Genomic DNA, 9,475 nt, shown 5'->3' on the forward strand with positions numbered 1-9,475 from the left:
ATATTCCATTGATCAGAGTCGGCTTCCCAATCATGGACAGGGCAAACCTCCACCACTTCCCTGTCATGGGATATACAGGTGCAGCTCGCATGATCGAGTGGATTGGAAACACTTTCCTGGAAATAAAGGACAAGACGGTTCCTGAAGAAGAACTTGAGGTCGTACAGTAAGTATAATACAGGAGTGAGGGTATGCCAGACATCACAAATGTTGTAAATACTCTGGAAGAGAGGCAGCCATACATTGCCTTGAAGCAGAAGGTCAAGGGCGAGACAATTCTTGCCTGTGACAACACATCCATAGCAGGAGCCATGAGCCAGAGGGCATGCGTATATTCAGGTGCAAGAGTGGCTCTTAATCCTGTTACTGATGCAGTACATCTTGTCCACGGCCCTATAGGCTGTGCAAGCTATACCTGGGACATAAGGGGTAGCAGGTCCAGCGGTAAGGAAACTTACCGTACCAGCTTCTCCACTGACATGAAGGGAATAGACGTAGTGTTCGGCGGTGAGAAGAAACTTGCCAAGGCCATCGACGAACTTGTGGAATTATACAAGCCACCTGTAGTTTTCGTATATTCTACCTGCATTGTGGGAATAATAGGTGATGATCTGGAAGCCGTATGCAAGGCTGCCAGCGAAAAAAATGGTATACCCGTAATACCTGTCAAGTCCGAAGGGTTCAAGGGAACAAAGTCGGACGGCTACAAGGCTGCATGTGACGCATTGAAGGTACTCATCGGTACAAAGGAAGGAGACATCAGGTCTCCTTACCGTATCAACCTGATAGGAGAATTCAATGTTGCCGGAGATGTCTGGCTGGTTAAGCCTCTCTTTGAGGAAATGGGAATACAGGTCGTTACATCCCTTACAGGGGATTCCACGGCACAAAGCATCTCCCAGTGCCACACAGCCCAGCTGAACCTGGTACAGTGTACCGGCTCCATGACAACCCTTGCCAAGTGGATGAAGGAAGAGTATGGCATTCCCTTCAAGAAGGTGAGTTACTTCGGAATAGAGGATCTGAGCATTGCCTTAAGAGAAACAGCGGCATTCTTTGGATTGGAAGAGATGAAGCAGAAGGCAGAGGAAATTATAGCCAGGGAAACAAGCCGGATCATGCCTGAGATCCAGCGTATTCGCTCTCGGATAGAAGGGAAGAGAGCTGCCATTTATATGGGAGGGGCTGCAAAGGCCCTTACACTTATCAAGGGATTCAGGGAACTTGGTATGGAAGTAGTCATAATTGGCACCCAAACAGGAAAGAGGGATGATTACCTGCAGATAAGTTACGAAGTAAAGGACGGAACGGTGATTGTTGACGATGCTAACCCCCTTGAACTTGCAGAACTGCTGGTAAATCAGAATGCTGATCTGATGGTCGCTGGTGTGAAGGAAAGGTTCCTTGCTTACAAGGTGGGTGTTGCTTTCTGCGATTTCAACCATGACAGAGTAGTAGAGTTCGAAGGTTTTGAGGGATTCCTCAACTTTGCTCGAGAAATGGATTCTTCCATTAACAGTCCTGTCTGGAAGGCTGCTAAGAGCAAAATAAGTGACATCGGGCACAGTAAGACCGAAAGCGTTCCTGCAACGCATATTAAGAGCATGCATGGGAATGTGGCAATCAGCAGAGGGATGGAAGCATGACCGAGAGAAATTATACAACAGTCAATCCATGTGTTATGTGCCAGCCCATGGGAAGTGTAATGGCCTTTAAGGGTATTGAAAATTCCATGGTGCTCATGCACGGATCTCAGGGATGCAGCACGTACATGAGGCTGCACCTGGCCCATCATTTCCGGGAACCTGTTGACATAGCTTCCACATCCCTTAGTGAAAAGGGAGCAGTTTACGGAGGCAGTGAGAACCTGAAGAAGGGACTCAAGAACGTGATGGCAAGGTACCATCCGAAGGTCATCGGTGTGACCACCACCTGTCTTGCCGAGACTATAGGAGATGATGTAGGAAGGATACTAAAGGAATTCAGGGAAGAGGAAAAGGATGCAGAAGATGTGCATATAATTTCCGTATCCACTCCCAGTTATGAAGAAAGCCACTCAACTGGATATATCAAGGCAGTGGAGGCCATAGTTAGATATTTCACAGAATCAGGTATCGGGAAGGACATATTCAACAACAAGCTCAATGTGGTGCTTGGAGAGAACATTGCACCTGAAGATATACGGGAACTTAAGAGGATACTGGCAAGTAACATTGGCCCGAGATCATTTATATTCATGCCTGACACATCTGAGACCTTCGATGCCCCGATGACCGGAAAAGCCGAAAAGATATTCCCCGGAGGTACACCACAATCTGAGATCGCGGATATGAAGAATTGTGCAGCAAGTATTGGTCTGGGAATAACAAGTGATAACAGGGCTCTGGATTATCTTGAAGCGAAGTACAATGTTCCTGCAAAGAGAGTGCCCATGCCCATCGGACTGGAATACTCCGACAGGTTCATGTCTGCTCTCTCAGAAATTGCCGGTTCCGAAATCCCGGAAACCTATAAAAAAGAAAGAGGAAGGCTCATTGATGCCATGGTGGACGTGCACAAGTATCTGTATGGTACGCGTGTGGCTATATACGGAGACCCTGAGATGGTACTTGGCCTGCTGTCGTTATCCCTTGAGAATGGAATGTATCCGGTACTTGTTGCTCCTTCCTGCAAGACATCTGCCTTTAAGGAGTGTGCACTGGAAAGGATCGATAGGATGAACCTGGATTGCGATGTAAAGATCCTTGAAGGGCTGGATTTCGATGCGTTCAACGATGCCGTGAAGGAGGCTAATCCTGAAATGCTGATAGGGAACTCCAATGGGAAGTATATATCCCAACAGATAGGAGTTCCACTAATAAGGGTCGGGTTCCCTATTCATGACAGAGTGGGTGCCCAGAGGATACTCATGATGGGATACCGGGGAGCAATGAGCATGGTAGACAGGATAACCAATACCATACTTGAAGCTAAGGATATTGAGCTTGAAAAGAAGTGGTTGCAGAACAAGGAAAGCAATCTTCCGGGAAGCTGCTGCGATCGCACACCTGCGCACGCACACTTGCATTGAAAAAAATGGAAGTGGTTAAAAGAGATCCACTCAAGGAAACTACTTCATAGCCATGTGATGACAGGATTGTTCCTGGGTGCAGCGGCTGGAACAGTACCTGTATATCCGAAGATGATCGGAGCCACGACCTTGAAGTCTGCAGGTATCTTGAGCTTTTGCATCATTTCAGGATTGTCCTGGACAAGACATGCAGTGCCTATCCAGCAGCTGCCAATGCCCATTGCATGGGCTGCAAGCATCATGTTCTGTGCACACATGGCACAATCATAGTCTGTTGTGGGGGCGGTCTTGCTCCCAAGCACTATGACCAATACCGGAGCATTGTAGAAGATATCAAACTCTTCTGTTTTCAGCATCTTCTTGAACTGTACGGCTGCATCGGTGTTGACTCCCTCAAGCTGCTGAAGCAGCCGGGGCTTGCAATGACCGGACATTTGTTTCATGATGGACTTGTCCTTTATCACCACAAACCTCCATGGCTGTGTACCAAAGCCTGTGGGTGCATGGATACCTGCATCAATGATACTTTCTATGACCTCATTGCTTACAGGCTTCCCGGCATAGTCCCTTACACTACGCCTTGTCTTGATATTTGAGATCACCGGATCTTGATCTATCATGTCTTACCCTCCTTTTGCATATCTCTGAACTCTGAAACTGAGATCTGAGCCAGACTGTTCGGGTCATCTACGTTCTTATGCACGTACAGACCACACCAGCAACGTTTCATTGCATCGAAATGAGCCCTATGGAATGGAATACATGGACATACTATCTTCATATCGTGTTCCCTTTCCCCAGTCAGACCCTGACAGGGACAGAAGGGATGCCCGTGCTTTTGCTCCAGCATAACCTCCTGCTCGAGAAGAAAATCTACAATTTCCTCATCAGGACTGAACTTGTACCCCAGAGGATCTACCACCCTCTGGAACATTTCTCTGAGTTTTTGTTTCCTTTTCTCCGGGTCCATACAGGATCTCCTTTATGATTCCAGAAGTTTCATGAATTTTTCAGGATTGTAGCCCACGACCACAGAGTCCCCTATGATCACAAATGGGAAAGAGATGTTCTCTCCACGGGCTTTACATTCGTTCCTTATTTCTTCCTGTACTTCCTTGCTCGCCTTATCATAATCTATGTATTCATAGGGAATATGCTTTTCATCAAAGAAGCTCTTTGCTTTCTTGCACCAGGGACAGGTACTCAGAGTATACATCGTGATCTTCTTCATTGCGTTTCACCTTGCATTTTCAGAAATATCTTACCATCAGACACTTTCAGTTGATAGGTAGGAATAGTGAGTTCTGTTGCATCCAGAAACTCACCTGTCCTAATATCAAATCTCCAGTCATGACACGGACATTTGATCACATAGCCTTCCAGTTCACCTTTAGATAATGGGCATTCCATATGCACACATTTATTAGAGATTGCAAATAATGCATTACTTTTTTTTATTACTGCTATTCTCTGACCATCTATCACCAGAGCTTTCTTTTCACCATCTGTCAACTCAGCCTCTTCGAGTGCATAGACCCACTTATCTTCAGACATTAGGACCTCCTCATGAATTTAGAGCAGCACCGAGATCTTGCCATCGGAAACCTGCGTATCGTAGGTATCCACTTTAGGATCAGGAACATCAATATATTCACCCGTATCCACATTCTCTCCGGTCCTGATATCAAAACCCCAATTATGACAACCACATTTCAGAACATACCCCTCCAGAATTCCACTCTTGAGAGGACAGCCCATGTGCGGACATTCGTTATCTATGGCGTAAACCTTGCCTTCTTTCCTGACCAACAGGATCTGCTTACCTGCCACCTTTACCAGCTTGATCTTTTCCTCTTCCAGCTTATCTTCCGTAGCGAATACCCATGAAGACATACTTTGCCTCCTGAAGTTGATCAGATATAAACAAACACTTTACCACTTTCGATCTTGTTATCATATACCTTTAGGGCAATGTCCCTGGAACCAAGATATTCTCCGCTCTTAATATCATATCTCCAGCCATGGCATGAACACCTCAAAGTATGGTCCTCAAGGGTACCGGCTGAAAGCGGACAGCCCATATGCTTGCACTTATTGGACAGAGCATATATCTGGCCTTCTTTCTTGATGAGAAGTACAGGCTTATCGTTAAGTTCTACAAGCTTCGGAGCATTCTCTTTAAGTTCATCTGCATTAAGAGCAAAGATCCAAGATGGCTCGAGCATTTTGCTTACCCCTATATAAGCAGGGTTCCAAAATTATAAATAACTGTCGTGGATTACCACGAAAAGGATAAAATAAGATAAAGCGTAGTGGAAAAATTAATAGTAACTGGAAGGCACTTCCTTCCAGTTATCAGGTGCATTCCCTGTATGTGATATTACATCAACGAAATACTCGTTGTTGTAGTAATACCAGAGTTCCATAACCGGGTATGATTCCGTGGTAAACTGATAGTAATCGGTACTATCTTCATCCCCTGCTACCACTTCGTCTTCATCTTCGTCATAGTACGGACCCATGGTAGCATCCAGTGGGAACCATTCCCCATCCTCATAAACCTCTACCCATGCATGGCCGCCGGTAATACCGTCGAAGTTCACATATCCTATGGCAACTCTCACCGAACTTACATTATACTCACCTGAAGCAATAAACAGTGAAGCCAGAGTGTTTGCCTGTTCCTCACAGTCACTTACTATAGTTCCGGAAACGGGGTTAGACGAATAATCTGGCGTCTTGCGGAGGAATTTTGCAGGGTATAACCAGGCTTCTTCCTGACCATTAAGGAGTGAATCCGAAACCCATACCCAGGAAAGAGCCGCGTCATATATATCGTACTTGTTATCAAGATCATTGTCTTCAAGGTATTCAAGCACTGTTCCATTACCCGGTGTCACATACATCTGGAAATTGTAATCAGCATCCAAAAGCACGGTGTTGCGTTGCAGGAATTGATTAAGCTCATCTCTGCCCTGCACATCCTGAACGAACTGTGGCCTGTCGGCAAACACCTGTTGCTGATCGTTCTGAGTAGAAGGTTGCTGCACTGCCCTCCGGGGATTTTGCATCATTCTTCCAGGAGAACCGGGAGATTGTGACTGTCCGGAAGGCATTCCTCTTACTACCCTGACATCACTGCCTGCAAATACTCTCCCGCTAGTACCGGATGCGTCCTGTGCATCATAGAGTATAGTCTCCACATTCTGTTCCTGCTGTTCGTTTGGAAAAGCATTGGCATAACCTATTACAAGGGCACAAAATATTATACCATATAGTAATAGCCTCTTCATTTGATCCACTCCTTAAAGTTCAAATACTAAGTATATTGAAAAGAGGCATGATCACTCATACCTCAAAGCATCTACTGGTTTCATTTTTGATGCCTGGAATGCAGGCACAACACCTGAGATCACGCCCACGGCCACTGCAATGGAAAGACCAAAGGCAGTAAGGGTAGGAGATAAACTTACTGACACAGAGCCACCCATCATCTGCATTCCCAGCAACGGGAACAGAGCAGTTACCATGGAACCAACAATAACACCTAGTACACCTCCTACGAACCCCACAAGTGCAGAGTTTACCATGAATATCATAAGTATATCCCTGTTAGTTGCACCAATGGCTTTCATAGTACCAATCTCTCTTGTCTTTTCCATAACCGATGTGAACATTGTGTTTGCAATTCCTACAGCACCTACTACAAGTGATACTCCTGCAATAGCAGCCAGGAACAAGGTCATAGATTCCATCATTTCTGAAGCTGTTTCCACCATGGATGCAGATGTACTGACAGAGAAATCCATGTCCTTTTCTGTCACATGACGTGAGAGCATGAGTTTATCTTCAATGTCAGCTGAAACATTCTCTGCAATATCCATACTCTCAGCCTTGACAATAATGGAATCGAACACATCAGGTTCTGCATCTTCAATCAGAGCCACTGCTGCATCAATAGGCATGATAATAGAGTTATCACCACTGCCTCCTTCTGATTCCAGTATGCCGACCACGCGAACAGACTTTCCAGCTATTGTAAGTACCTGGTTAAGTCCTACTTCATTGTCAAAAACATCTTCTGCAACACCACTTCCTATAACAGCAACATAGTTATCCGACGGTTCCAGTAATCTGCCTGACTCTACAGTATCTGTGGTAGCGTACTGCCATACCTGAGGATCCACACCCGTGATACTAAGCTCTGCTTCCTCTCCCAGGAAGTAGACATCTTCCTTACCCGATATCTGACCATACATGTATTTTATACCGTCTACGGATTTCAGAGCCATGACATCTTTTTTAGTGAGGTTGGTGTCCTCAGAGGAGGAGGAGGAAGCTCCACCACCTCCTCCGCCACCCCCCGGTCCCATTGACATCATAGCTCTTGAAGAGCCGGGAGAAATGGTGATGGCTGTAAGGTCCATTTCGGAGAGCCTATCTTCCATGTCCTTTTGCATATTTTCGCTTAAAGACATGATACCTACAACAGCACCTACACCTATGACTATACCGATAATTGTGAGCCAGCTGCGGATCTTGCTATGCAGCAGGATGGTAAGGGCCATCTTGAGATAGCTGCTGTTTCTCATAGTTAATTACCTTCTTTCTTTTTCCCGTGGTGTGCAAGTGAGCCCAGCTTTTTAATTATAGCAGGGTTCTCTCCATGCTTTCTCCTATAGTACATTACATATCCTGATGCAAGTACAGCTACTACCAGAATGTAAACATAGTTAGAACTGGATGAGCTTTGACCCGGCATTCCACCCTGACCCGCTGTTGCAGTTGTGGTTGTACCGGACTGTGATAGTTTGACAGATTTTTCCACCGTGTTTCTCTGACCTGCGGAATCCGTGTACTCGATCAGAACTTGGAGATTATTACTTGTAGTTGAATTTGTGGATGCTACTGAAGCTGCAGCATTTCCACCCGGAACGGCGCTGGCACTGCCGGGAATGCCTCCTGCTCCCTGCTGGGATACTGTGAAAGAGGCGATTGTATAGTCACCCTTTTCCAGGTTACCTACAATTGTAGATGAACTGCCTGATACAGTATAACCATCCTGTTCCGGAATGGACACTTTCACTGAATATGCTTCATTATTACCGATGTTAGCTATTGAGAACGATACCTCTCCATCGGAATTATCGGAAAATGCGACATCGAAATCAGTCCCACCACCTACAAATAAACCTGCTGTAGTTGAAATTGTGCTGACATTGGAGTTGTAATCCTCAACCTCGAGATTAATGTCCAGCTGGTAAAGACCCGGATCTGCATTCACATCTGCCATAATTATATAACTGACAGTTAGAGATTCGTTTGCAGCAAGATAGCTGATATATTTGGTATTATCCGAATACACAGGCAAGATAGTTCCAGTGGGATCCTCCCAGGATATCTTCATATTCTTCAGAGGTGAACTACCGGTATTTGTAACCACAAAATCGAGCTGCTCCTCAGTGGCAAAATCTATTCTGGACTTACTTATGGTCACTACCTGAGCATAATCTTTGCCTCTTACTTCAAGCTCCAGTGTAGTTGTTTTAGTAGCACCGCTTGAATCTGTAGTAACTATATCCAGTTCATATGTGCCTGCTGACGCATCGCTAGCTACCTTAAATTTAAGCTTCGCTGTTGCAGCATCATCGTCATCCTGTCTGGCATTGAGATAGGATATTGTTTTGGTCAATGATTCGCCATCTACCTGTGAAAAAGGATATTCAGGTTGCGCAGTTATAACTATGTTCTTAAGATCTTCATTCCCGAAGTTCTGCACACTAAGGGTCAGTTCAACTGTCTCACCTGGTCTGGCAGGGTTTGGGGTTTGGCTTATAATATCAACACTAATCCCAGAGGCATCCACATATGTCGCTGCGGAGGCATGTGCGATGGGAGATAAGATCAAGAGTATAAATAGTAGCATTCTTTTCATGGAAATCACCTTAATTGTTTTTTCTTTCTTCTATTGATTCCACCATTCCGTCCTTGATGTGAACAACTCTTTCAGCGTATCTGACAAGGGTCACATCGTGTGTCACAATGATTATTGTTTTTCCTTCTTTCTTGTGCAGTTCATGCAGGAAATCAAGGATATAGGTCCCTGTTTTGCTGTCAAGGTTACCTGTGGGCTCATCAGCCAGTATTATATCCGGGTCTACGGCCAGTGATCTGGCAATAGCAACTCTCTGCCTTTGACCACCGGATAGTTGAGATGGAAGATTACGGGCTTTTTCAGAGAGTCCCACCAGATCCAAGAGTTCAGCAGCCTTCTTTTTAGCAGCAGAAGGATCTGCGTTCTGAAATTCAAGAGGAAGCATAACATTTTCAATAGTATTCAGCGTGGGGATCAGGTTGAACTGCTGGAAAATAAAACCTATCATCCTTCCTCTTATAGTTGCAAGT

General features: G+C 45.3%; 13 protein-coding genes. 3 read left to right on the plus strand and 10 right to left on the minus strand.

The genetic code is table 11. The features are described from left to right. Positions 1–8: 8 nt before the first annotated feature. Genes ACCM36_RS05415 through ACCM36_RS05425 form a run of 3 tightly spaced genes read left to right on the plus strand, consistent with a single transcriptional unit; the run spans position 9 to position 3,070 of the window. Positions 9–170 carry a nitrogenase component 1 gene (locus ACCM36_RS05415; protein WP_370572744.1) on the plus strand — a complete coding sequence of 54 codons (162 nt, stop codon included), beginning with the start codon at positions 9–11 and terminating at the stop codon, positions 168–170. Positions 171–191: 21 nt separating this feature from the next. Then, positions 192–1,646, plus strand: coding sequence for a nitrogenase iron-molybdenum cofactor biosynthesis protein NifE (gene nifE, locus ACCM36_RS05420; RefSeq protein WP_370572731.1), 1,455 nt, complete (start codon positions 192–194; stop codon positions 1,644–1,646). Continuing rightward, complete coding sequence (locus ACCM36_RS05425; RefSeq protein ID WP_370572732.1) at positions 1,643–3,070, plus strand: nitrogenase component 1; 1,428 nt, start codon at positions 1,643–1,645, stop codon at positions 3,068–3,070. The genes nifE and ACCM36_RS05425 overlap by 4 nt, the downstream gene beginning before the upstream one ends. 44 nt (positions 3,071–3,114) lie before the next feature. On the opposite strand, the gene ACCM36_RS05430 is transcribed toward ACCM36_RS05425, so the two are convergent. From ACCM36_RS05430 to ACCM36_RS05475, 10 genes are all read right to left on the minus strand, one after another. Then, on the minus strand, positions 3,115–3,690 hold the full coding sequence (locus tag ACCM36_RS05430) for a nitroreductase family protein (RefSeq protein WP_370572733.1): 576 nt from the start codon (positions 3,688–3,690) through the stop codon (positions 3,115–3,117). Next, positions 3,687–4,040 carry a ferredoxin-thioredoxin reductase catalytic domain-containing protein gene (locus ACCM36_RS05435; protein WP_370572734.1) on the minus strand — a complete coding sequence of 118 codons (354 nt, stop codon included), beginning with the start codon at positions 4,038–4,040 and terminating at the stop codon, positions 3,687–3,689. The genes ACCM36_RS05430 and ACCM36_RS05435 overlap by 4 nt, the downstream gene beginning before the upstream one ends. 12 nt (positions 4,041–4,052) lie before the next feature. Then, complete coding sequence (locus tag ACCM36_RS05440) at positions 4,053–4,301, minus strand: glutaredoxin family protein (RefSeq protein WP_370572735.1); 249 nt, start codon at positions 4,299–4,301, stop codon at positions 4,053–4,055. Next, on the minus strand, positions 4,298–4,624 hold the full coding sequence (locus ACCM36_RS05445) for a Rieske (2Fe-2S) protein (protein ID WP_370572736.1): 327 nt from the start codon (positions 4,622–4,624) through the stop codon (positions 4,298–4,300). Before ACCM36_RS05445 ends, ACCM36_RS05440 begins: the two co-directional genes overlap by 4 nt. An 18-nt stretch (positions 4,625–4,642) precedes the next feature. Continuing rightward, positions 4,643–4,963 (minus strand): Rieske (2Fe-2S) protein, encoded by a 321-nt coding sequence (locus tag ACCM36_RS05450; protein WP_370572737.1) that lies wholly within the window; start codon positions 4,961–4,963, stop codon positions 4,643–4,645. A 20-nt stretch (positions 4,964–4,983) separates the two neighbouring features. Further along, positions 4,984–5,295: a Rieske (2Fe-2S) protein gene (locus ACCM36_RS05455; protein ID WP_370572738.1), complete on the minus strand. Its 312-nt coding sequence runs from the start codon at positions 5,293–5,295 to the stop codon at positions 4,984–4,986. Between the two features lie 96 nt (positions 5,296–5,391). After that, positions 5,392–6,363 carry a transglutaminase-like domain-containing protein gene (locus tag ACCM36_RS05460; protein ID WP_370572739.1) on the minus strand — a complete coding sequence of 324 codons (972 nt, stop codon included), beginning with the start codon at positions 6,361–6,363 and terminating at the stop codon, positions 5,392–5,394. A 51-nt stretch (positions 6,364–6,414) separates the two neighbouring features. Beyond that, positions 6,415–7,662, minus strand: a complete 1,248-nt coding sequence (locus ACCM36_RS05465; RefSeq protein ID WP_370572740.1) for an ABC transporter permease — start codon at positions 7,660–7,662, stop codon at positions 6,415–6,417. A gap of 2 nt (positions 7,663–7,664) precedes the next feature. Further along, the gene (locus tag ACCM36_RS05470; protein ID WP_370572741.1) at positions 7,665–9,005 is read right to left on the minus strand and encodes a COG1361 S-layer family protein; all 1,341 of its coding nucleotides are present in this window, start codon (positions 9,003–9,005) and stop codon (positions 7,665–7,667) included. Between the two features lie 10 nt (positions 9,006–9,015). Next, the coding region (locus ACCM36_RS05475; protein ID WP_370572743.1) for an ABC transporter ATP-binding protein at positions 9,016–9,475 on the minus strand (460 nt) is incomplete at its 5' end.

The organism is Methanomethylovorans sp. (genome assembly GCF_041305605.1).
Classification (GTDB): Archaea; Halobacteriota; Methanosarcinia; order Methanosarcinales; family Methanosarcinaceae; genus Methanomethylovorans.